Source organism: Actinobacillus indolicus, from assembly GCF_004519515.1.
In the GTDB taxonomy this organism is placed as follows: Bacteria; Pseudomonadota; Gammaproteobacteria; order Enterobacterales; family Pasteurellaceae; genus Glaesserella; species Glaesserella indolica_A.
The window spans coordinates 174,647-197,786 of sequence record NZ_CP038145.1; the positions used below are offsets into that span (position 1 = coordinate 174,647).

Below are 23,140 nucleotides of genomic sequence, written 5' to 3' on the forward strand. Positions count from 1 at the left end.
AGTGCCGCCCCAGCAGCATCTCCAGCTGTGAACGCTGTTCGGCTGACGGTATCAGTGCCAGTTTGTTCCACAGGCGCAACGTCGCCTTTTCCCTTACCTCTGAAATCAACCGGGTCAGCGTAGTGGCTCCGGGGAGAATAATAGTCTATCCCGGCATTGCCAGTCGGGGATATTAAAAAGAGTATAGGTTTTTATTGCGATAAACTAGGTTTCACTTTGGTTCACCATGAAGATGGATTCGCAGTTCTAATGTGTAATGAGGTTCGGATTCATCTATGGGAGGCAAGTGATGAAGGCTGGCGCTCTCGTAGTAATGATTCACCGGTTTGTACAGGTGCGGAGTCGTTTATTGCTGGTACTGCTAGTTGCCGCATTGAAGTAGAGGGAATTGATGAATTATATCAACATATTAAGCCTTTGGGCATTTTGCACCCCAATACATCATTAAAAGATCAGTGGTGGGATGAACGAGACTTTGCAGTAATTGATCCCGACAACAATTTGATTAGCTTTTTTCAACAAATAAAAAGCTAAAATCTATTATTAATCTGTTCAGCAATCGGGCGCGATTGCTGAATAAAAGATACGAGAGACCTCTCTTGTATCTTTTTTATTTTGAGTGGTTTTGTCCGTTACACTAGAAAACCGAAAGACAATAAAAATTTTATTCTTGCTGAGTCTGGCTTTCGGTAAGCTAGACAAAACGGACAAAATAAAAATCTAAATATGCTTGAACAACTTGTAACTTAAATTCATAACTGTATTTTGCCATAAAAAATGACCTCCCATAAGTTAGATTTTTAGTCTAACTTATGGGGGTCAGTTCATTCTACACTTGGGCTGCATGTTTTGATTAATTATCTAATATCTCCGGATCTCCTGTAAAGGAATATAAAACTGCCTGCATGTTTTTCAAATAAAATACGGTGAATTTCCCATCATCAGCGCTATACCAATCTCTCAAAGGCGGATTTGCTTCAAGCATTGCTTCCCTTGCTTCCACGGTATCATCAATTACGGCTTCGCCGGTGAGCCGAATCCATTTTCCTTTTGCCATACCTGAGACTTCCACCTTTGAATTTGCCAATAACTGCTGATAAACTTTTTTCTGATTGGTTGTACCAAGATAGACCTTGCCATTCCTCTCCATGGCTGCATTAAACGGTCTGACCCTTGGCTGGTCTCCTTCAACGGTTGCAAAATAAAAAGTTTTTGCTTCATTTAAAAAATCAACAACTTGACTCATCCTTTTTTACCTCCATAAATAAATTTTTCTTTACTTTTCTTTGACCTAAATTCCACGTGCATTTTTTATTAGCTTAAAAGAACACTATTTCACGAAGAATTTAAACTGATACTCCCACATTGTAACATTATTTACCACCACCTTTCAATCTTTTTCAATAAATTATTGATTGCAACTTTTGAGGGCACTGTTGCAAAGTTAGCGATGAGGCAGCCTTTTGTCTTATTCAAAGGCCTTACATTTCAAAAACTCTGCTTACCAGGCGCATTTCGCCCAGGGGATCACCATAATAAAATGCTGAGGCCTGGCCTTTGCGTAGTGCACGCATCACCTCAATACCTTTGATGGTGGCGTAAGCCGTCTTCATGGATTTAAATCCCAGCGTGGCGTTGATTATCCGTTTCAGTTTGCCATGATCGCATTCAATCACGTTGTTCCGGTACTTAATCTGTCGGTGTTCAACGTCAGACGGGCACCGGCCTTCGCGTTTGAGCAGAGCAAGCGCGCGACCATAGGCGGGCGCTTTATCCGTGTTGATGAATCGTGGGATCTGCCACTTCTTCACGTTGTTGAGGATTTTACCCAGAAACCGGTATGCAGCTTTGCTGTTACGACGGGAGGAGAGATAAAAATCGACAGTGCGGCCCCGGCTGTCGACGGCCCGGTACAGATACGCCCAGCGGCCATTGACCTTCACGTAGGTTTCATCCATGTGCCACGGGCAAAGATCGGAAGGGTTACGCCAGTACCAGCGCAGCCGTTTTTCCATTTCAGGCGCATAACGCTGAACCCAGCGGTAAATCGTGGAGTGATCGACATAAGTTTATCACCACCGACTATTTGCAACAGTGCCAATTTAAAGAAGTGTGATATACAACATAAAACAGCAGCATGACCTTTCTATATTTCGTTGCTTATCGAAGTGTTAATTTTCGGGTGGATTACTCTGTTTGTTGATTAATAACGGAGAAAAATATGATTGCTGTAATATTTGAGGTGCAAATACAACCCGACCAACAAACTCGCTATTTGACTTTAGCTGAGGAGTTAAGACCACTATTAAGTCATGTAGCTGGTTTTATTTCAATTGAACGTTTTCAAAGTCTAGCTACAGAAGGAAAAATGTTATCGCTATCTTGGTGGGAAAACGAATACGCAGTTCTGCAATGGAAAAATCATGTTTTACATGCGAAAGCTCAACAAGAAGGGCGAGAGTCAATATTTGATTTTTACAAAATTAGTATTGCTCATATTACTCGCGAATATTCATTTAAAAAGGACAAGGATAATGTTTGATGTTCACGTTGTTTTAGATAATCAAATAGGACAATTAGCATTACTAGGAAAAACATTAGGTAATAAAGGTATTGGATTGGAAGGGGGAGGGATATTTACGGTTGGTGATGAATGCCATGCTCATTTTCTTGTTGAACAAGGAAAGGAAGCTAAAATAGCGCTAGAGCAAGCTGGACTGTTAGTACTTGCGATCCGGACACCATTAATTCGTAAGTTAAAACAGGAAAAACCGGGGGAACTTGGCGAAATAGCACGAGTATTGGCGGAGAATAACATTAATATTTTAGTGCAATACAGTGACCATGCTAACCAACTGATATTAATAACGGACAATGATAGTATGGCTGCATCTGTTACGCTCCCTTGGGCAATAAAGTGAACTTGCGATGGCTAATTTAATACGAAAAGAGGTTACCTTTGAGTCCTCAATAGCCGCGATAGGGGCGGCTATGTCTGACATTTCACGAGTTAAAATACTCAGTGCTTTGATGGATGGGCGAGCTTGGACGGCCACTGAGCTAAGTTCTGTGGCGAATATATCAGCTTCAACGGCGAGCAGTCATTTATCTAAATTATTAGATTGCCAGCTAATCACAGTAGTAGCTCAAGGCAAGCATCGTTATTTTCGGCTAGCAGGAAAAGATATTGCTGAATTGATGGAAAGTATGATGGGGATCTCCTTAAACCATGGCGTACATGCCAAAGTTTCCACGCCAGTGCATTTACGAAAAGCACGTACTTGCTATGATCATTTAGCTGGCGAAGTTGCCGTTAAGATCTATGATTCCCTTTGTCAACAGCAATGGATCACTGAAAATGGTTCAATGATCACATTAAGTGGTATTCAATATTTTCATGAAATGGGAATTGACGTTCCTTCCAAACATTCACGTAAAATCTGTTGTGCGTGTTTAGATTGGAGTGAACGCCGTTTCCATTTAGGTGGGTACGTTGGAGCCGCATTATTTTCGCTTTATGAATCTAAAGGGTGGTTAACTCGACATCTTGGTTACCGTGAAGTTACCATCACGGAAAAAGGTTATGCTGCTTTTAAGACCCACTTTCACATTTAAGTTGTTTTTCTAATCCGCATATGATCAATTCAAGGCCGAATAAGAAGGCTGGCTCTGCACCTTGGTGATCAAATAATTCGATAGCTTGTCGTAATAATGGCGGCATACTATCAGTAGTAGGTGTTTCCCTTTCTTCTTTAGCGACTTGATGCTCTTGATCTTCCAATACGCAACCTAAAGTAAAATGCCCCACAGCGCTGAGTGCATATAATGCATTCTCTAGTGAAAAACCTTGTTGGCATAAAAAGGCTAATTGATTTTCGAGAGTTTCATACTGTTTTTCTGTAGGCCGTGTACCTAAATGTACTTTTGCTCCATCGCGATGACTTAGTAAAGCACATCTAAAACTTTTAGCGTTATTACGTAAAAAATCTTGCCAGCTTTCCCCTTCTAAAGGGCAAAAGTGAGTATGGTGCCTATCTAACATCTCAATGGCTAAGGCGTCGAGCAAAGCCCGCTTATTTTTTACATGCCAATACAATGTAGGCTGCTCTACACCTAGCTTCTGGGCGAGTTTACGGGTTGTTAAACCTTCGATTCCGACCTCATTAAGCAGCTCTAATGCGCTGTTAATCACTTTACTTTTATCTAATCTAGACATCATTAATTCCTAATTTTTGTTGACACTCTATCATTGATAGAGTTATTTTACCACTCCCTATCAGTGAGAGAGAAAAGTGAAATGAATAGTTCGACAAAGATCGCATTGGTAATTACGTTACTCGATGCCATGGGGATTGGCCTTATCATGCCAGTCTTGCCAACGTTATTACGTGAATTTATTGCTTCGGAAGATATCGCTAACCACTTTGGCGTATTGCTTGCACTTTATGCGTTAATGCAGGTTATCTTTGCTCCTTGGCTTGGAAAAATGTCTGACCGATTTGGTCGGCGCCCAGTGCTGTTGTTGTCATTAATAGGCGCATCGCTGGATTACTTATTGCTGGCTTTTTCAAGTGCGCTTTGGATGCTGTATTTAGGCCGTTTGCTTTCAGGGATCACAGGAGCTACTGGGGCTGTCGCGGCATCGGTCATTGCCGATACCACCTCAGCTTCTCAACGCGTGAAGTGGTTCGGTTGGTTAGGGGCAAGTTTTGGGCTTGGTTTAATAGCGGGGCCTATTATTGGTGGTTTTGCAGGAGAGATTTCACCGCATAGTCCCTTTTTTATCGCTGCGTTGCTAAATATTGTCGCTTTCCTTGTGGTTATGTTTTGGTTCCGTGAAACCAAAAATACACGTGATAATACAGATACCGAAGTAGGGGTTGAGACGCAATCGAATTCGGTATACATCACTTTATTTAAAACGATGCCCATTTTGTTGATTATTTATTTTTCAGCGCAATTGATAGGCCAAATTCCCGCAACGGTGTGGGTGCTATTTACCGAAAATCGTTTTGGATGGAATAGCATGATGGTTGGCTTTTCATTAGCGGGTCTTGGTCTTTTACACTCAGTATTCCAAGCCTTTGTGGCAGGAAGAATAGCCACTAAATGGGGCGAAAAAACGGCAGTACTGCTCGGATTTATTGCAGATAGTAGTGCATTTGCCTTTTTAGCGTTTATATCTGAAGGTTGGTTAGTTTTCCCTGTTTTAATTTTATTGGCTGGTGGTGGGATCGCTTTACCTGCATTACAGGGAGTGATGTCTATCCAAACAAAGAGTCATCAGCAAGGTGCTTTACAGGGATTATTGGTGAGCCTTACCAATGCAACCGGTGTTATTGGCCCATTACTGTTTGCTGTTATTTATAATCATTCACTACCAATTTGGGATGGCTGGATTTGGATTATTGGTTTAGCGTTTTACTGTATTATTATCCTGCTATCGATGACCTTCATGTTAACCCCTCAAGCTCAGGGGAGTAAACAGGAGACAAGTGCTTAGTTATTTCGTCACCAAATGATGTTATTCCGCGAAATATAATGACCCTCTTGATAACCCAAGAGGGCATTTTTTACGGCTGAATTTACAATCCAAGTGCAACAAAAAAAGAAGTACTCATCAACTAGAATATAATTTTGTTTCCACACAAAAACCACTTCCAAATGATGAGTACTTCCTACCGACATCTTACAATAAACGAGCGAGAAAAGATAATGATTTTACTCGCACAGGGCAAAAAACAAGCAGAAATTGCCAAAGCACTGGGACGTAGCTCCAGCACCATTTCTCGCGAGCTGAAACGACACGCTCTAGAAAGCTACAGTGCAACGAACGCACAAAACAGCTATTTGAAGCATCGTCAAAATAGCAAAGCACAGCGCAAATTAGAGCAGCCTGAATATTTCAATTTGGTGCAAGAAAAGTTTCTGACAGAAAACTGGTCGCCCGAACAAATCAGCGCACGATTAAAATTGGAAAAATCTGAATTATCCATTAGTTATTCAACCATTTATCGTGGTATTTATTCAGGGTTGTTTGATATAGGCGAACGCAAAGCCAGTCGCAAACTGCGCCACAAAGGCAAAACACGGCATACAAAAAATCATCATGAAAAACGTGGCAAAATTCAGATATCCAACCATTTGAACGACCGTCCCATTTCGGCGCAAAATCGCAGTCGCTTTGGACATTGGGAAGCTGATACCGTACTGGGTAAAGCGGGTGGAGCTTGTTTGCTGACGCTGACGGAACGCAAAAGTCGTTTTGAGTTGGTGAAGAAAATTCCTGCCAAAAAAGCCGAAGCAGTCCAAAAAGCCATGATTGAATTGCTGGATTCACATATATTGCGGTCAATTACGCCAGACCGTGGTAAAGAATTTGCCCAACATCGTTTGGTAACAGAAGCACTGGGTGTAGAATTTTACTTCCCCGAGCCGCATCAACCGTGGACACGGGGAACGAATGAAAATACAAATGGGTTACTTCGTGAATACTTTCCGAAGCACCAAGACATCAATCAGTGGAGCGAAGTTGATATTCAACAGGTGATCAATAAACTGAATTTACGACCACGTAAATGTTTAGGTTGGAAAACACCTTATGAAGTTTACTTCAAAAAATCGTTGCACTTGGTTTGACAATTCAAGGCTAAATTGCTAGACTTTTGCGCTTAAATTCGCCAAAATCTGTTTTTTTGTTCTACAAACAAATTATCCGAATTTCCGCGCAATGTACGTTTCAGGCTGCCTGAAATGCGTTGCGCCCCACACAAAACCTTGTTAATAGGAAATATTGAAAATGGATTTACGCAAATTAAAAAAACTGATTGATTTGGTTGAAGAATCAGGAATTGCCGAGATTGAAGTTACCGAAGGCGAAGAAAAAGTCCGCATTACGCGCACCGTGGCTGCGCCAGCACCTGCTCAAACCATTTATGCGACTGCGCCAATGGCTGCACCTGTTGCGCCTGCCCCTGCACCCGTAGCGGCTGCGCCTGTTGCTGCGGCGGCTGCACCGTCAGCCCCTGCTGCGCGTGATTTGAGCCAAGCGCAAAAATCGCCTATGGTTGGCACGTTCTACCGCGCACCAAGCCCAAGCGCACCTGCGTTTGTGGAAGTAGGCGCAACGGTTAAAGCAGGCGACACGCTGTGCATTATTGAAGCCATGAAATTGATGAATGAAATTGAAGCCGAAAAATCAGGCGTGATTAAAGAAATTTTGGTGGAAAACGGTCAGCCTGTGGAATTTGGCGAACCTTTGTTTATTATTGAATAATACGTTTCAGGCTGCCTGAACATTCATAACCCATAAAATAAGGAAACAAGATGAACATTCAAAATCCGCAAATTCAATCATACGATTTTCTGCGTGGCATGTATGATGACGGCTATTTTCCCAATTTTTTGGTGGACAAATGCAAAGCCATTTTTTTGAATGTGTGCCAACGCATTGAACAAGAACAACCCGACAATTTAGACGCGCTGTATGCCATCACGCACGAAGCCACCGAGCAACTCAATGAATTGCAAGATGAATTTGATGAAAATGACAGCGAAATTGAAACGGTTGCGCGTGATTGTTTTGGCGAAACCATGGAATTTATTGCCCAAGCTTATGGTTTTGATGACGCAGATGGTGAAGAATTGATTGCCCCGCGTGATTGGTAAAATTATTTTTCAGGCTGCCTGAAAAGAAATTTATTTAGTAAAATCAAAGGATAATTTATGTTAAATAAGTTAAAAATCGGCACATTATTATTGCTGACATTAACGGCTTGTTCGCCCAATTCTGTTCATTCGGTAACGTCTAATCCGCAGCCTGCTAGTGCGCCTGTGCAACAATCAGCCACACAAGCCACCTTTCAACAGACTTTGGCGAATTTGGAACAGCAGTATCAAGCCCGAATTGGCGTTTATGTATGGGATACAGAAACGGGACATTCTTTGTCTTATCGTGCAGATGAACGCTTTGCTTATGCGTCCACTTTCAAGGCGTTGTTGGCTGGGGCGGTGTTGCAATCGCTGCCTGAAAAAGATTTAAATCGTACCATTTCATATAGCCAAAAAGATTTGGTTAGTTATTCTCCCGAAACCCAAAAATACGTTGGCAAAGGCATGACGATTGCCCAATTATGTGAAGCAGCCGTGCGGTTTAGCGACAACAGCGCGACCAATTTGCTGCTCAAAGAATTGGGTGGCGTGGAACAATATCAACGTATTTTGCGACAATTAGGCGATAACGTAACCCATACCAATCGGCTAGAACCCGATTTAAATCAAGCCAAACCCAACGATATTCGTGATACGAGTACACCCAAACAAATGGCGATGAATTTAAATGCGTATTTATTGGGCAACACATTAACCGAATCGCAAAAAACGATTTTGTGGAATTGGTTGGACAATAACGCAACAGGCAATCCATTGATTCGCGCTGCTACGCCAACATCGTGGAAAGTGTACGATAAAAGCGGGGCGGGTAAATATGGTGTACGCAATGATATTGCGGTGGTTCGCATACCAAATCGCAAACCGATTGTGATGGCAATCATGAGTACGCAATTTACCGAAGAAGCCAAATTCAACAATAAATTAGTAGAAGATGCAGCAAAGCAAGTATTTCATACTTTACAGCTCAACTAACAAATTCATTTTGTTAGAAAAAGTGAAAATTTAGGGCTGAATTTACAATCCAAGTGCAACAAAAAAAGAAGTACTCATCAACTAGAATATAATTTTGTTTCCACACAAAAACCACTTCCAAATGATGAGTACTTCCTACCGACATCTTACAATAAACGAGCGAGAAAAGATAATGATTTTACTCGCACAGGGCAAAAAACAAGCAGAAATTGCCAAAGCACTGGGACGTAGCTCCAGCACCATTTCTCGCGAGCTGAAACGACACGCTCTAGAAAGCTACAGTGCAACGAACGCACAAAACAGCTATTTGAAGCATCGTCAAAATAGCAAAGCACAGCGCAAATCTAAGGTTTTAGGTTGAAGTTAGGCTAGATTCTTCAAAGTCAATTAGCCCCATAGATATTAAAAAACTCCTGGCTTTGCTTCCAGATGTATGCTATTCTGCTCCTGCAGCTAATGGATCACCGCAAACAGGTTACTCGCCTGGGGATTCCCTTTCGACCCGAGCATCCGTATGAGACTCATGCTCGATTATTATTATTATTATTATTATAGAAGCCCCCATGAATAAATCGCTCATCATTTTCGGCATCGTCAACATAACCTCGGACAGTTTCTCCGATGGAGGCCGGTATCTGGCGCCAGACGCAGCCATTGCGCAGGCGCGTAAGCTGATGGCCGAGGGGGCAGATGTGATCGACCTCGGTCCGGCATCCAGCAATCCCGACGCCGCGCCTGTTTCGTCCGACACAGAAATCGCGCGTATCGCGCCGGTGCTGGACGCGCTCAAGGCAGATGGCATTCCCGTCTCGCTCGACAGTTATCAACCCGCGACGCAAGCCTATGCCTTGTCGCGTGGTGTGGCCTATCTCAATGATATTCGCGGTTTTCCAGACGCTGCGTTCTATCCGCAATTGGCGAAATCATCTGCCAAACTCGTCGTTATGCATTCGGTGCAAGACGGGCAGGCAGATCGGCGCGAGGCACCCGCTGGCGACATCATGGATCACATTGCGGCGTTCTTTGACGCGCGCATCGCGGCGCTGACGGGTGCCGGTATCAAACGCAACCGCCTTGTCCTTGATCCCGGCATGGGGTTTTTTCTGGGGGCTGCTCCCGAAACCTCGCTCTCGGTGCTGGCGCGGTTCGATGAATTGCGGCTGCGCTTCGATTTGCCGGTGCTTCTGTCTGTTTCGCGCAAATCCTTTCTGCGCGCGCTCACAGGCCGTGGTCCGGGGGATGTCGGGGCCGCGACACTCGCTGCAGAGCTTGCCGCCGCCGCAGGTGGAGCTGACTTCATCCGCACACACGAGCCGCGCCCCTTGCGCGACGGGCTGGCGGTATTGGCGGCGCTGAAAGAAACCGCAAGAATTCGTTAACTGCACATTCGGGATATTTCTCTATATTCGCGCTTCATCAGAAAAAAAATTCAGAAGGGATATGTTATGAACTATACAAAATTTGATGTAAAAAATTGGGTTCGCCGTGAGCATTTTGAGTTTTATCGGCATCGTTTACCATGTGGTTTTAGCTTAACAAGCAAAATTGATATCACGACGTTAAAAAAGTCATTGGATGATTCAGCGTATAAGTTTTATCCGGTAATGATCTATCTGATTGCTCAGGCCGTGAATCAATTTGATGAGTTGAGAATGGCGATAAAAGATGATGAATTGATCGTATGGGATTCAGTCGACCCACAATTCACCGTATTCCATCAAGAAACAGAGACATTTTCAGCACTGAGTTGCCCATACTCATCCGATATTGATCAATTTATGGTGAATTATTTATCGGTAATGGAACGTTATAAAAGTGATACCAAGTTATTTCCTCAAGGGGTAACACCAGAAAATCATTTAAATATTTCAGCATTACCTTGGGTTAATTTTGATAGCTTTAATTTAAATGTTGCTAATTTTACCGATTATTTTGCACCCATTATAACAATGGCAAAATATCAGCAAGAAGGGGATAGACTGTTATTGCCGCTCTCAGTACAGGTTCATCATGCAGTTTGTGATGGCTTCCATGTTGCACGCTTTATTAGTCGGCTACAAGAGTTGTGTAACAGTAAATTAAAATAAGCTCAGGTTAAATTAAAGGGTTTCATATCTAGTGAAGCCCTGTTCATCAGAAAACTGAAGGAACCTCCATTGAATCGAACTAATATTTTTTTTGGTGAATCGCATTCTGACTGGTTGCCTGTCAGAGGCGGAGAATCCGGTGATTTTGTTTTTCGACGTGGTGACGGGCATGCCTTCGCGAAAATCGCACCTGCTTCCCGCCGCGGTGAGCTCGCTGGAGAGCGTGACCGCCTCATTTGGCTCAAAGGTCGAGGTGTGGCTTGCCCCGAGGTGATCAACTGGCAGGAGGAACAGGAGGGTGCATGCTTGGTGATAACGGCAATTCCGGGAGTACCGGCGGCTGATCTGTCTGGAGCGGATTTGCTCAAAGCGTGGCCGTCAATGGGGCAGCAACTTGGCGCTGTTCACAGCCTATCGGTTGATCAATGTCCGTTTGAGCGCAGGCTGTCGCGAATGTTCGGACGCGCCGTTGATGTGGTGTCCCGCAATGCCGTCAATCCCGACTTCTTACCGGACGAGGACAAGAGTACGCCGCAGCTCGATCTTTTGGCTCGTGTCGAACGAGAGCTACCGGTGCGGCTCGACCAAGAGCGCACCGATATGGTTGTTTGCCATGGTGATCCCTGCATGCCGAACTTCATGGTGGACCCTAAAACTCTTCAATGCACGGGTCTGATCGACCTTGGGCGGCTCGGAACAGCAGATCGCTATGCCGATTTGGCACTCATGATTGCTAACGCCGAAGAGAACTGGGCAGCGCCAGATGAAGCAGAGCGCGCCTTCGCTGTCCTATTCAATGTATTGGGGATCGAAGCCCCCGACCGCGAACGCCTTGCCTTCTATCTGCGATTGGACCCTCTGACTTGGGGTTGATGCGATGTATTGATGAATTACATATGCAATATCCTTTTGCAGGCAGTCGTATGATGCGTGATTTGTTGAATCGTCAAGGACATCATATAGGACGACGTCATACACGTACTTTAATGAAGAAAATGGGTATTCAGGCGTTATATTGCAAACCAAATTTAAGCCAGGCTAATCAAGCTCACCGTAAATATCCATATCTGCTCAAAGGGTTGGCTATTCAGCGCAGTAATCAAGTGTGGTCTACGGATATAACGTATATCCCTATGGCAAAAGGCTTTGTTTATTTATGTGCTGTGATTGATTGGCATAGCCGCAAGGTACTTGCGCATAGGGTATCGATTAGTATGGAGGTGGATTTTTGTATTTCGGCTTTAAATGAAGCGATTGAAAAATATGGTCGACCTGAAATATTTAATACAGACCAAGGCAGCCAGTTTACCAGTGATGCATTTATTGATGTATTGAAATCAAATGGCATTCAAATCAGTATGGATGGTAAAGGTCGATGGGTAGATAATGTGATGGTTGAACGATTATGGCGGAGCGTTAAATATGAAGAGGTGTATCTCAAAGCTTATAGCAGTGTCACAGATGCGAAAAAGCAATTAAGTGCATATTTTGAGTTTTATAATTTGAAACGACCTCATTCGAGTCTAGACAAAATGACACCAAATGAGTTTTACTATGATCAGCTACCCCAACAAAACAAGGTGGCTTAACTAGAGCGGAATATCACTTATAAATACGCTTTTAGTTGTTCAAACAAGTGGGACCACCTCTATATCTCGATAGGTATAGTAGAGTGATATCTCGATAGGTATAGTGTTTTGCAGTTTAGAGGAGATATCGCGATGCATACGCGGAAGGCAATAACGGAGGCGCTTCAAAAACTCGGAGTCCAAACCGGTGACCTCTTGATGGTACATGCCTCACTTAAAGCGATTGGTCCGGTCGAAGGAGGAGCGGAGACGGTCGTTGCCGCGTTACGCTCCGCGGTTGGGCCGACTGGCACTGTGATGGGATACGCGTCGTGGGACCGATCACCCTACGAGGAGACTCTGAATGGCGCTCGGCTGGATGACGAAGCCCGCCGTACCTGGCTGCCGTTCGATCCCGCAACAGCCGGGACTTACCGTGGGTTCGGCCTGCTGAATCAATTTCTGGTTCAAGCCCCCGGCGCGCGGCGCAGCGCGCACCCCGATGCATCGATGGTCGCGGTTGGTCCGCTGGCTGAAACGCTGACGGAGCCTCACGAACTCGGTCACGCCTTGGGGGAAGGATCGCCCGTCGAGCGGTTCGTTCGCCTTGGCGGGAAGGCCCTGCTGTTGGGTGCGCCGCTAAACTCCGTTACCGCATTGCACTACGCCGAGGCGGTTGCCGATATCCCCAACAAACGGTGGGTGACGTATGAGATGCCGATGCTTGGAAGAGACGGTGAAGTCGCCTGGAAAACGGCATCGGATTACGATTCAAACGGCATTCTCGATTGCTTTGCTATCGAAGGAAAGCCGGATGCGGTTGAAACTATAGCAAATGCTTACGTGAAGCTCGGTCGCCATCGAGAAGGTGTCGTGGGCTTTGCTCAGTGCTACCTGTTCGACGCGCAGGACATCGTGACGTTCGGCGTCACCTATCTTGAGAAGCATTTCGGAACCACTCCGATCGTGCCTCCGCACGAGGCCGTCGAGCGCTCTTGCGAGCCTTCAGGTTAGAGGCCGTCGACAATGATAATCTGGATCAACGGACCTTTCGGCGCCGGAAAGACGACGCTCGCTAAGCGGCTGCGCGATCGGCGTTCCAAATCGCTGATCTTTGACCCCGAGGAAATCGGGTTCGTGGTGATCAACTGGCAGGAGGAACAGGAGGGTGCATGCTTGGTGATAACGGCAATTCCGGGAGTACCGGCGGCTGATCTGTCTGGAGCGGATTTGCTCAAAGCGTGGCCGTCAATGGGGCAGCAACTTGGCGCTGTTCACAGCCTATCGGTTGATCAATGTCCGTTTGAGCGCAGGCTGTCGCGAATGTTCGGACGCGCCGTTGATGTGGTGTCCCGCAATGCCGTCAATCCCGACTTCTTACCGGACGAGGACAAGAGTACGCCGCAGCTCGATCTTTTGGCTCGTGTCGAACGAGAGCTACCGGTGCGGCTCGACCAAGAGCGCACCGATATGGTTGTTTGCCATGGTGATCCCTGCATGCCGAACTTCATGGTGGACCCTAAAACTCTTCAATGCACGGGTCTGATCGACCTTGGGCGGCTCGGAACAGCAGATCGCTATGCCGATTTGGCACTCATGATTGCTAACGCCGAAGAGAACTGGGCAGCGCCAGATGAAGCAGAGCGCGCCTTCGCTGTCCTATTCAATGTATTGGGGATCGAAGCCCCCGACCGCGAACGCCTTGCCTTCTATCTGCGATTGGACCCTCTGACTTGGGGTTGATGTTCATGCCGCCTGTTTTTCCTGCTCATTGGCACGTTTCGCAACCTGTTCTCATTGCGGACACCTTTTCCAGCCTCGTTTGGAAAGTTTCATTGCCAGACGGGACTCCTGCAATCGTCAAGGGATTGAAACCTATAGAAGACATTGCTGATGAACTGCGCGGGGCCGACTATCTGGTATGGCGCAATGGGAGGGGAGCAGTCCGGTTGCTCGGTCGTGAGAACAATCTGATGTTGCTCGAATATGCCGGGGAGCGAATGCTCTCTCACATCGTTGCCGAGCACGGCGACTACCAGGCGACCGAAATTGCAGCGGAACTGATGGCGAAGCTGTATGCCGCATCTGAGGAACCCCTGCCTTCTGCCCTTCTCCCGATCCGGGATCGCTTTGCAGCTTTGTTTCAGCGGGCGCGCGATGATCAAAACGCAGGTTGTCAAACTGACTACGTCCACGCGGCGATTATAGCCGATCAAATGATGAGCAATGCCTCGGAACTGCGTGGGCTACATGGCGATCTGCATCATGAAAACATCATGTTCTCCAGTCGCGGCTGGCTGGTGATAGATCCCGTCGGTCTGGTCGGTGAAGTGGGCTTTGGCGCCGCCAATATGTTCTACGATCCGGCTGACAGAGACGACCTTTGTCTCGATCCTAGACGCATTGCACAGATGGCGGACGCATTCTCTCGTGCGCTGGACGTCGATCCGCGTCGCCTGCTCGACCAGGCGTACGCTTATGGGTGCCTTTCCGCAGCTTGGAACGCGGATGGAGAAGAGGAGCAACGCGATCTAGCTATCGCGGCCGCGATCAAGCAGGTGCGACAGACGTCATACTAGATATCAAGCGACTTCTCCTATCCCCTGGGAACACATCAATCTTACCGGAGAATATCGTTGGCCAAAGCCTTAGCGTAGGATTTCGCCCTCTCCCGCAAACGACCCCTTTATTGTAGGTGGGCCAGTTGGTGATTTTGAACTTTTGCTTTGCCACGGAACGGTCTGCGTTGTCGGGAAGATGCGTGATCTGATCCTTCAACTCAGCAAAAGTTCGATTTATTCAACAAATCCACGTTGTGTCTCAAAATCTCTTATGTTATATTGCACAAGATAAAAATATATCATCATGAACAATAAAACTGTCTGCTTACATAAACAGTAATACAAGGGGTGTTATGAGCCATATTCAACGGGAAACGTCTTGCTCGAGGCCGCGATTAAATTCCAACCTGGATGCTGATTTATATGGGTATAAATGGGCTCGCGATAATGTCGGGCAATCAGGTGCGACAATCTATCGATTGTATGGGAAGCCCGATGCGCCAGAGTTGTTTCTGAAACATGGCAAAGGTAGCGTTGCCAATGATGTTACAGATGAGATGGTCAGACTAAACTGGCTGACGGCATTTATGCCTCTTCCGACCATCAAGCATTTTATCCGTACTCCTGATGATGCATGGTTACTCACCACTGCGCTCCCCGGGAAAACAGCATTCCAGGTATTAGAAGAATATCCTGATTCAGGTGAAAATATTGTTGATGCGCTGGCAGCGTTCCTGCGCCGGTTGCATTCGATTCCTGTTAGTAATTGTCCTTTTAACAGCGATCGCGTATTTCGTCTCGCTCAGGCGCAATCACGAATGAATAACGGTTTGGTTGATGCGAGTGATTTTGATGACGAGCGTAATGGCTGGCCTGTTGAACAAGTCTGGAAAGAAATGCATAAGCTTTTGCCATTCTCACCGGATTCAGTCGTCACTCATGGTGATTTCTCACTTGATAACCTTATTTTTGACGAGGGGAAATTAATAGGTTGTATTGATGTTGGACGAGTCGGAATCGCAGACCGATACCAGGATCTTGCCATCCTATGGAACTGCCTCGGTGAATTTTCTCCTTCATTACAGAAACGGCTTTTTCAAAAATATGGTATTGATAATCCTGATATGAATAAATTGCAGTTTCATTTGATGCTCGATGAGTTTTTCTGATAGTTAGTCTTTGTAGAGACACAAACCTGAAATTCCGGACACCGCGCTTCAGGACATCTCCCTGGACGCCGATATCTGGCAGTATCCGGACGGTACTATCGAACGCCGGGCCAACGGTACTCCCCTGCCCTTTATGACTGACGACCGGCTATTTCACCCACGCACTTCTCCATGAAATTTAGCATCGTCGCGGTTAATGTCGAAAATTTGCCACCTGACGTGGTTGGCATCGAGGGTGAAAACTGCCGTGGCGAGGGTGTTCTCCTCATCCGGATCGTCGGCAGCCAGCCGGTAAATTGGCAGTTCTGCGTCATGGGTATCTGAGAGAATGGTTTTTGCCGCCGCGGCGTCAAACGGAGGTTGCGTTTCCCGCCACTGCACGAGGCGTAACTGCCGCGACGCTGAACTGTCGGTAACGATCTGCTCAACGCCAGCCAGTGCCGCATGCACCAGATGGTTGGCATGCCCGGTTACCGTCGTCAGGGGTAGAACGGAACAGCCTTGACCGGTGGCCTCAACGCTGAACAGCCGCGCATCGCCCAGCTGCCCGAGCGTATGGTGAAACGCCCCGGATCGCGGCTGGCCGGTAAGTATAGTGATGGCCTCGTCGAGGGTGTTCGCATTCAGCGAGGCGCGAGCCAGGATCTGACGCGGTAATCCCTGCGGACGATACACTGCACGGATGTTATTCACCGTGTTAACGATACCTTTTTCATTTACCGCAAAGGTGTGGCCGCAAATCGACCCCTTGGGTGGCAGTCCGAACAGCGCCCGATCATGGTCGCGCTCTAGGTAGCTATCCAACCCATCGAGCAGGCGCTGTTCTGGCCACTCGCCGCTTTCAACCTTGCCGAGTATCCACGCGCCTACCAGCACCTTGCGCCGGGTGTCCTCCTTGGCGTATAACGAGCAAGTTTTGGCTTACCAAACCTTAAAATCCACACAATCACAGACACAGGAAAAATCAGATGAACGAGCAAAACAACTCTTGGGTTCAAGAGTGGTTGAACAAGTCAGCGAAAGCGAGCGAGAGAATGGCAACGGACGAGAAATTTCGTCAGGAAGTCGCCAAACGAGCAACGAACAGCGGACAGGATATTCAGGCAATTCTAGCCAAGAATATCGCCAAATATCAAAATCAGGCGAAAGATTAACTAATAAAACGTCTGAAAACGCTCTCATAGAGCCTACAAGACCTATCAAAAATAAAAATGGTAGTAAGGTAGCACCCACACCAACAAACACGCCTAAAACGCAAAATAACGCAAATTCTAATCTATTGTCATCAGAACAGTATCGGCAGACTATGGAGTTTTTGCGAGAATTTAACGACCGATTGGAGCAAATCGCCCAAAATATCCTAGAAAATCAGCTAAAAGCATTGAGAACTAAGGCTAAACCAATCCTAGCCACCTTTGAAAAACTAAGGGACAATGAACCGTTATTCTTTGGTAAAGACAAATGGCGACAAGATAAACAACAAGCCTTGAATGCTTACAACGCAGTCAAAGAGCAACACGACAAGATGAAAGCCAATGGCATTACAGACGAACACCGAAAACAGGCTAACGAACAACTAGCCAAAGATGACCCTAGTTACCACGAAAGGGGCAAACAGGCGTTTTTGTCAATCAAGCTAAACGAATTGGCGGAGCTGGATAACCTTGCCAAACAACACGGAGCAGACAAACACGCAAGAGCAGGACAAACTTACAGAGGTAAGATTATCCAATCAGATGATAAGATGAGCCTACAAGAAACAACGGACGGCATTGTTTTTCACAGAATTGGCGAACTTGAAGTCGGCAAAGGCTACACACTTAGTCTAAGTGCTGATAAGAAATCATATAGCATTCAACAAGACTATGAAATCAGAACGAGAACACCACAACAAGAACACGACCAAGACAAGGGCAAAGGGCGTTAATTTTTCTTTTGTCTTCTAAAAACAACATAAGAACCACAAAACCAAATCTACTATCATGATGAACAAATTTTAATCTTTTTTAAAAAATTAAAAAGCTGAATTTACAATCCAAGTGCAACAAAAAAAGAAGTACTCATCAACTAGAATATAATTTTGTTTCCACACAAAAACCACTTCCAAATGATGAGTACTTCCTACCGACATCTTACAATAAACGAGCGAGAAAAGATAATGATTTTACTCGCACAGAGCAAAAAACAAGCAGAAATTGCCAAAGCACTGGGACGTAGCTCCAGCACCATTTCTCGCGAGCTGAAACGACACGCTCTAGAAAGCTACAGTGCAACGAACGCACAAAACAGCTATTTGAAGCATCGTCAAAATAGCAAAGCACAGCGCAAATTAGAGCAGCCTGAATATTTCCATTTGGTGCAAGAAAAGTTTCTGACAGAAAACTGGTCGCCTGAACAAATTAGCGCACGATTGAAATTAGAACAATCTAATTTATCAATCAGTTATTCAACCATTTATCGTGGTATTTATTCAGGGCTGTTTGATATAGGAGAACGCAAAGCCAGTCGTAAACTACGCCACAAAGGCAAAACACGGCATACAAAAAATCATCATGAAAAACGTGGCAAAATTCAGATATCCAACCATTTGAACGACCGTCCGATTTCGGCGCAAAATCGGAGTCGTTTTGGACATTGGGAAGCCGATACCGTACTGGGTAAAGCGGGTGGAGCTTGTTTGCTGACGCTGACGGAACGCAAAAGTCGTTTTGAGTTGGTGAAGAAAATTCCTGCCAAAAAAGCCGAAGCAGTCCAAAAAGCCATGATTGAATTGCTGGATTCACATATATTGCGGTCAATTACGCCAGACCGTGGTAAAGAATTTGCCCAACATCGTTTGGTAACAGAAGCACTGGGTGTAGAATTTTACTTCCCCGAGCCGCATCAACCGTGGACACGGGGAACGAATGAAAATACAAATGGGTTACTTCGTGAATACTTTCCGAAGCACCAAGACATCAATCAGTGGAGCGAAGTTGATATTCAACAGGTGGTCAATAAACTGAATTTACGACCGCGTAAATGTTTAGGTTGGAAAACACCTTATGAAGTTTACTTCAAAAAATCGTTGCACTTGGTTTGACAATTCAAGGGATAACGTGCAATGATAGAAGTATATCGCGCATGCACGTTTGCGTCCTTGTGACTTTCTTCGGATTCAGGAATTTCACTAAGGATATTAATTAATTACGAATACATCTTGATGGGAAATATGAGGCGGAAAACGCGCATGCGCGATATTCAAATGTTGTACGTAAAACTCGAAGGCAATTTTAGTATGAAAGAAAAGGTAGTTGTTGATAAAGCGATTTCACTCTATACCGAATCATTCGGCGACCCGGCCCATGAACCCATTATCCTGATCATGGGGGCAATGTCGTCTGCGGTGTGGTGGCCTGATGAGTTTTGCTCCCAACTAGCCAAAATGGGTCGCTATGTGATCCGGTACGACCACCGTGATACCGGGAAATCAACAAGCTATGAGCCAGGTCAAGCTCCATATTCCGTTGAAGAATTAGCAGATGATGTGGTTCGCGTCATTGATGGTTATGGTCTGGAAGCTGCTCATTTAGTCGGCATGTCTTTGGGGGGATTTCTTTCCCAGCTTGTAGCTCTCAAGTATCCGAAACGTGTGAAGAGCTTGACGCTGATTGCTTCAGAACGGCTTGCAGATGCAGATCCTGATATGCCCGCTTTTGATCCTGCCATCATTGAGTATCACCAACGGGCGGAATCGCTGGATTGGTCTGATAGAGATGCTGTCGTCGCGTATCAGGTCGGAGCGTGGCGAATCAACTCAGGTACTGCGCATGCTTTTGACGCTGAGAAGATACAAAATATCGCTGAGTTAAATTTTGATCGCACTCCGAATATCCTGACAACATTCAACCACACTACTTTAGGTGGTGGCGAGAGATGGCTCGGGAGATTAAATGAGATAGCTGTACCAACTTTGATCATTCACGGCACGGAGGATCCTGTACTTCCTTATGTGCATGGGTTGGCACTGAAAGATGCGATTCGTGGTTCAAAAATGCTGACACTCGAAGGCACGGGACATGAGTTGCATCATGAAGACTGGCCGAGGATTATCCAGGCGATTAAGGGGCAAACGGCGTTAAACATCATGAGGGAAGCGGTGATCGCCGAAGTATCGACTCAACTATCAGAGGTAGTTGGCGTCATCGAGCGCCATCTCGAACCGACGTTGCTGGCCGTACATTTGTACGGCTCCGCAGTGGATGGCGGCCTGAAGCCACACAGTGATATTGATTTGCTGGTTACGGTGACCGTAAGGCTTGATGAAACAACGCGGCGAGCTTTGATCAACGACCTTTTGGAAACTTCGGCTTCCCCTGGAGAGAGCGAGATTCTCCGCGCTGTAGAAGTCACCATTGTTGTGCACGACGACATCATTCCGTGGCGTTATCCAGCTAAGCGCGAACTGCAATTTGGAGAATGGCAGCGCAATGACATTCTTGCAGGTATCTTCGAGCCAGCCACGATCGACATTGATCTGGCTATCTTGCTGACAAAAGCAAGAGAACATAGCGTTGCCTTGGTAGGTCCAGCGGCGGAGGAACTCTTTGATCCGGTTCCTGAACAGGATCTATTTGAGGCGCTAAATGAAACCTTAACGCTATGGAACTCGCCGCCCGACTGGGCTGGCGATGAGCGAAATGTAGTGCTTACGTTGTCCCGCATTTGGTACAGCGCAGTAACCGGCAAAATCGCGCCGAAGGATGTCGCTGCCGACTGGGCAATGGAGCGCCTGCCGGCCCAGTATCAGCCCGTCATACTTGAAGCTAGACAGGCTTATCTTGGACAAGAAGAAGATCGCTTGGCCTCGCGCGCAGATCAGTTGGAAGAATTTGTTCACTACGTGAAAGGCGAGATCACCAAGGTAGTCGGCAAATAATGTCTAACAATTCGTTCAAGCCGACGCCGCTTCGCGGCGCGGCTTAACTCAAGCGTTAGGCAACCAATCGAGAATCAACCATAAACTACAACGGAGAGTAAAATGGCTGCTGAATTTACAATCCAAGTGCAACAAAAAAGAAGTACTCATCAACTAGAATATAATTTTGTTTCCACACAAAAACCACTTCCAAATGATGAGTACTTCCTACCGACATCTTACAATAAACGAGCGAGAAAAGATAATGATTTTACTCGCACAGGGCAAAAAACAAGCAGAAATTGCCAAAGCACTGGACGTAGCTCCAGCACCATTTCTCGCGAGCTGAAACGACACGCTCTAGAAAGCTACAGTGCAACGAACGCACAAAACAGCTATTTGAAGCATCGTCAAAATAGCAAAGCACAGCGCAAATTAGAGCAGCCTGAATATTTCAATTTGGTGCAAGAAAAGTTCTTGACGCAAAACTGGTCGCCTGAACAAATCAGCGCACGATTAAAATTGGAAAAAAAGGCAAAACACGGCATACAAAAAATCATCATGAAAAACGTGGCAAAATTCAGATATCCAACCATTTGAACGACCGTCCCATTTCGGCGCAAAATCGCAGTCGCTTTGGACATTGGGAAGCCGATACCGTACTGGGTAAAGCGGGTGGAGCTTGTTTGCTGACGCTGACGGAACGCAAAAGTCGTTTTGAGTTGGTGAAGAAAATTCCTGCCAAAAAAGCCGAAGCAGTCCAAAAAGCCATGATTGAATTGCTGGATTCACATATATTGCGGTCAATTACGCCAGACCGTGGTAAAGAATTTGCCCAACATCGTTTGGTAACAGAAGCACTGGGTGTAGAATTTTACTTCCCCGAGCCGCATCAACCGTGGACACGGGGAACGAATGAAAATACAAATGGGTTACTTCGTGAATACTTTCCGAAGCACCAAGACATCAATCAGTGGAGCGAAGTTGATATTCAACAGGTGGTCAATAAACTGAATTTACGACCGCGTAAATGTTTGGGTTGGAAAACACCTTATGAAGTTTACTTCAAAAAATCGTTGCACTTGGTTTGACAATTCAAGGTATTGAAAACAAAAGGAGCTTATATCTCTATATCTAAAGATAAAATCTTGGTACAAGGAGATAAAATGGTTGCTGTGAATGGGGAGAATGTGTCATTGGAGAGTTAGTTTTAACATTATTCACCCCTCAAAAAAGTTGAACCACACAACCAGCTGATAATATTATTATTGATAAATGTCAATTTTTAGACAAAAGATTGTCGAATTAGTAGGCATAGTAGATAAAATATTTCTCTAAAAGCTAAAAAGAGTTTTTTATAGAGCCACTTGTTTCTCTCGGGTAAATTAGCCTAAATATTTCAGATTATTTTTTTGGAGGGGTATGACAACTGTAGGAGAGCGTATCAAAACTGAGAGACTAAGACTTAAGCTCTCTCAACGGGATTTTAGTAAACTAATTAATATTAGTGCAGAAGCTCAATTTAAGTATGAAAAAAATATATCTCTACCTCGTATTGATTATCTTTTAAAGATTCAAAATATTGGTGTGGATATTAACTATATCTTGCTAGGTTATTCTAACCCTATAATTCTTACAGAAAATGAAATTAGCATCTTAACAGCTATTAGAACTTCTAGTGCTATAAAAAACTTTATACTTGGTGGTATAAAAGAATTAAAGTCTAATTGTTAGATGTTTTATATATTGTTTCTGCCATATTAAGAATTATTGTCTTATCCTTTTCTGAACTCTTTCTATAATAACTTAATAAAGCTTCCTCTTCTTTAGTGACACTTGAATTCTCTCTAATTTTAGATACCCCATTATTAACTAAAACATTCTTTATATCAGAGAGTATTTTGTTTAGGAAATTCTCATTTTCTTTTTGAATATCATCAATTACCTCTTGCTGTAATAAAGCCTCCTGGGTCACACCTAAACTACATTGTACAGATTTTGGCATATCATAAACATAGTATTCAAAAATATTACCTTTAACTCCTGCGACACGTCGTCTACGCCACTTATCTCGTTTAGCATACAAGATTATACCCTGTGGAGTGGAAGGGAGTCCACCAACAGCCAAAAGCTCTTTAAGAGTGTACCATTCTTTCATATTACCTCATTGACTTTACCTTTCATTTAAGTTAAAGTTGTTTTGATTTAACTTAAA

Annotated in this window: 23 protein-coding genes and 7 pseudogenes; 24 read left to right on the forward strand and 6 right to left on the reverse strand. The window is 45.1% G+C overall.

Annotated features, from left to right (window positions below):
* Positions 1–147 precede the first annotated feature (147 nt).
* A complete protein-coding gene (gene bleO, locus EXH44_RS00800; protein WP_063102497.1) occupies positions 148–534 on the forward strand; it encodes a bleomycin binding protein in 387 nt (128 codons plus the stop codon).
* 319 nt (positions 535–853) lie between these two features.
* Here bleO and EXH44_RS00805 read toward each other — a convergent pair whose 3' ends face one another.
* Complete coding sequence (locus tag EXH44_RS00805; protein WP_000084745.1) at positions 854–1,246, reverse strand: pyridoxamine 5'-phosphate oxidase family protein; 393 nt, start codon at positions 1,244–1,246, stop codon at positions 854–856.
* Between the two features lie 235 nt (positions 1,247–1,481).
* A pseudogene (locus EXH44_RS00810) lies at positions 1,482–2,063 on the reverse strand (IS6-like element IS26 family transposase); the annotation flags it as partial.
* Between the two features lie 158 nt (positions 2,064–2,221).
* Here EXH44_RS00810 and EXH44_RS00815 point away from each other — a divergent pair.
* The 3 genes from EXH44_RS00815 to EXH44_RS00825 all read left to right on the forward strand — a co-directional run bounded on the left by EXH44_RS00815 (position 2,222) and on the right by EXH44_RS00825 (position 3,615).
* Complete coding sequence (locus tag EXH44_RS00815; protein ID WP_000562370.1) at positions 2,222–2,542, forward strand: antibiotic biosynthesis monooxygenase family protein; 321 nt, start codon at positions 2,222–2,224, stop codon at positions 2,540–2,542.
* Positions 2,535–2,921, forward strand: a complete 387-nt coding sequence (locus tag EXH44_RS00820) for a hypothetical protein (RefSeq protein ID WP_000460651.1) — start codon at positions 2,535–2,537, stop codon at positions 2,919–2,921. Before EXH44_RS00815 ends, EXH44_RS00820 begins: the two co-directional genes overlap by 8 nt.
* A gap of 70 nt (positions 2,922–2,991) precedes the next feature.
* Positions 2,992–3,615 carry an ArsR/SmtB family transcription factor gene (locus tag EXH44_RS00825; RefSeq protein ID WP_001280391.1) on the forward strand — a complete coding sequence of 208 codons (624 nt, stop codon included), beginning with the start codon at positions 2,992–2,994 and terminating at the stop codon, positions 3,613–3,615.
* Here EXH44_RS00825 and tetR(B) read toward each other — a convergent pair.
* Entirely contained in the window at positions 3,593–4,216 is a 624-nt protein-coding gene (gene tetR(B) / locus EXH44_RS00830) for a tetracycline resistance transcriptional repressor TetR(B) (protein ID WP_000088605.1), read from the reverse strand. The two genes, EXH44_RS00825 and tetR(B), sit on opposite strands and share 23 nt — an antisense overlap.
* A gap of 81 nt (positions 4,217–4,297) precedes the next feature.
* Here tetR(B) and tet(B) point away from each other — a divergent pair, with 81 nt between their 5' ends.
* The 13 genes and pseudogenes from tet(B) (at position 4,298) to EXH44_RS00900 (ending at position 14,877) form a co-directional block, all read left to right on the forward strand.
* Entirely contained in the window at positions 4,298–5,503 is a 1,206-nt protein-coding gene (gene tet(B), locus EXH44_RS00835; protein WP_001089068.1) for a tetracycline efflux MFS transporter Tet(B), read from the forward strand.
* A gap of 161 nt (positions 5,504–5,664) precedes the next feature.
* Positions 5,665–6,639, forward strand: a complete 975-nt coding sequence (locus EXH44_RS00840; protein ID WP_012478345.1) for an IS30-like element ISApl1 family transposase — start codon at positions 5,665–5,667, stop codon at positions 6,637–6,639.
* 160 nt (positions 6,640–6,799) lie between these two features.
* Positions 6,800–7,276 carry an acetyl-CoA carboxylase biotin carboxyl carrier protein gene (gene accB, locus EXH44_RS00845; protein ID WP_025288853.1) on the forward strand — a complete coding sequence of 159 codons (477 nt, stop codon included), beginning with the start codon at positions 6,800–6,802 and terminating at the stop codon, positions 7,274–7,276.
* Between the two features lie 50 nt (positions 7,277–7,326).
* On the forward strand, positions 7,327–7,668 hold the full coding sequence (locus tag EXH44_RS00850; protein ID WP_025288854.1) for a DUF5713 family protein: 342 nt from the start codon (positions 7,327–7,329) through the stop codon (positions 7,666–7,668).
* A gap of 57 nt (positions 7,669–7,725) precedes the next feature.
* Positions 7,726–8,643 carry a broad-spectrum class A beta-lactamase ROB-1 gene (locus EXH44_RS00855; RefSeq protein WP_005618523.1) on the forward strand — a complete coding sequence of 306 codons (918 nt, stop codon included), beginning with the start codon at positions 7,726–7,728 and terminating at the stop codon, positions 8,641–8,643.
* Positions 8,644–8,764: 121 nt separating this feature from the next.
* A pseudogene (locus EXH44_RS00860) lies at positions 8,765–8,986 on the forward strand (helix-turn-helix domain-containing protein); the annotation flags it as partial.
* Between the two features lie 220 nt (positions 8,987–9,206).
* Positions 9,207–10,022: a sulfonamide-resistant dihydropteroate synthase Sul2 gene (gene sul2, locus EXH44_RS00870; protein WP_001043260.1), complete on the forward strand. Its 816-nt coding sequence runs from the start codon at positions 9,207–9,209 to the stop codon at positions 10,020–10,022.
* A gap of 66 nt (positions 10,023–10,088) precedes the next feature.
* A complete protein-coding gene (locus EXH44_RS00875) occupies positions 10,089–10,730 on the forward strand; it encodes a type A-3 chloramphenicol O-acetyltransferase CatIII (protein ID WP_005826111.1) in 642 nt (213 codons plus the stop codon).
* 69 nt (positions 10,731–10,799) lie between these two features.
* Positions 10,800–11,603, forward strand: a complete 804-nt coding sequence (gene aph(3'')-Ib, locus EXH44_RS00880; RefSeq protein WP_001082319.1) for an aminoglycoside O-phosphotransferase APH(3'')-Ib — start codon at positions 10,800–10,802, stop codon at positions 11,601–11,603.
* Positions 11,579–12,319, forward strand: a pseudogene (locus EXH44_RS00885) (IS3-like element ISAba14 family transposase); the annotation flags it as partial. The gene aph(3'')-Ib and the pseudogene EXH44_RS00885, both read left to right, overlap by 25 nt.
* A gap of 132 nt (positions 12,320–12,451) precedes the next feature.
* Entirely contained in the window at positions 12,452–13,312 is an 861-nt protein-coding gene (aac(3)-IId, locus tag EXH44_RS00890) for an aminoglycoside N-acetyltransferase AAC(3)-IId (RefSeq protein ID WP_000557454.1), read from the forward strand.
* A 126-nt stretch (positions 13,313–13,438) separates the two neighbouring features.
* Positions 13,439–14,041: pseudogene (locus EXH44_RS00895) on the forward strand (APH(3'') family aminoglycoside O-phosphotransferase); the annotation flags it as partial.
* Positions 14,041–14,877: an aminoglycoside O-phosphotransferase APH(6)-Id gene (locus EXH44_RS00900; RefSeq protein WP_000480968.1), complete on the forward strand. Its 837-nt coding sequence runs from the start codon at positions 14,041–14,043 to the stop codon at positions 14,875–14,877. The pseudogene EXH44_RS00895 and the gene EXH44_RS00900, both read left to right, overlap by 1 nt.
* A 97-nt stretch (positions 14,878–14,974) precedes the next feature.
* On the opposite strand, the pseudogene EXH44_RS11095 reads toward EXH44_RS00900, so the two are convergent.
* Positions 14,975–15,076, reverse strand: a pseudogene (locus EXH44_RS11095) (IS5/IS1182 family transposase); the annotation flags it as partial.
* A 136-nt stretch (positions 15,077–15,212) separates the two neighbouring features.
* On the opposite strand from EXH44_RS11095, the gene aph(3')-Ia reads away from it, so the two are divergent.
* Complete coding sequence (gene aph(3')-Ia / locus EXH44_RS00910; RefSeq protein ID WP_000018321.1) at positions 15,213–16,028, forward strand: aminoglycoside O-phosphotransferase APH(3')-Ia; 816 nt, start codon at positions 15,213–15,215, stop codon at positions 16,026–16,028.
* Between the two features lie 153 nt (positions 16,029–16,181).
* On the opposite strand, the gene EXH44_RS00915 is transcribed toward aph(3')-Ia, so the two are convergent.
* A complete protein-coding gene (locus EXH44_RS00915) occupies positions 16,182–16,904 on the reverse strand; it encodes a C45 family autoproteolytic acyltransferase/hydrolase (RefSeq protein WP_021112540.1) in 723 nt (240 codons plus the stop codon).
* Between the two features lie 40 nt (positions 16,905–16,944).
* On the opposite strand from EXH44_RS00915, the gene EXH44_RS00920 reads away from it, so the two are divergent.
* From EXH44_RS00920 to EXH44_RS00955, 6 genes and pseudogenes are all read left to right on the forward strand, one after another.
* Positions 16,945–17,955 carry a hypothetical protein gene (locus EXH44_RS00920; protein ID WP_021112546.1) on the forward strand — a complete coding sequence of 337 codons (1,011 nt, stop codon included), beginning with the start codon at positions 16,945–16,947 and terminating at the stop codon, positions 17,953–17,955.
* A 180-nt stretch (positions 17,956–18,135) separates the two neighbouring features.
* Positions 18,136–19,110 carry an IS30-like element ISApl1 family transposase gene (locus EXH44_RS00925; RefSeq protein ID WP_162855879.1) on the forward strand — a complete coding sequence of 325 codons (975 nt, stop codon included), beginning with the start codon at positions 18,136–18,138 and terminating at the stop codon, positions 19,108–19,110.
* 195 nt (positions 19,111–19,305) lie between these two features.
* Positions 19,306–20,082 (forward strand): annotated as a pseudogene (gene estX / locus EXH44_RS00930) (macrolide esterase EstX); the annotation flags it as partial.
* A 72-nt stretch (positions 20,083–20,154) separates the two neighbouring features.
* A complete protein-coding gene (gene aadA1, locus EXH44_RS00935; protein ID WP_001206316.1) occupies positions 20,155–20,946 on the forward strand; it encodes an ANT(3'')-Ia family aminoglycoside nucleotidyltransferase AadA1 in 792 nt (263 codons plus the stop codon).
* 193 nt (positions 20,947–21,139) lie between these two features.
* A pseudogene (locus EXH44_RS00950) lies at positions 21,140–22,016 on the forward strand (IS30 family transposase).
* Positions 22,017–22,347: 331 nt separating this feature from the next.
* Positions 22,348–22,659, forward strand: coding sequence for a helix-turn-helix domain-containing protein (locus EXH44_RS00955; RefSeq protein ID WP_052157455.1), 312 nt, complete (start codon positions 22,348–22,350; stop codon positions 22,657–22,659).
* Here the strand turns inward: EXH44_RS00955 and EXH44_RS00960 are convergent.
* Positions 22,649–23,083, reverse strand: coding sequence for a DNA-binding protein (locus EXH44_RS00960; RefSeq protein ID WP_042905715.1), 435 nt, complete (start codon positions 23,081–23,083; stop codon positions 22,649–22,651). The genes EXH44_RS00955 and EXH44_RS00960 overlap by 11 nt on opposite strands.
* Positions 23,084–23,140: the final 57 nt, after the last annotated feature.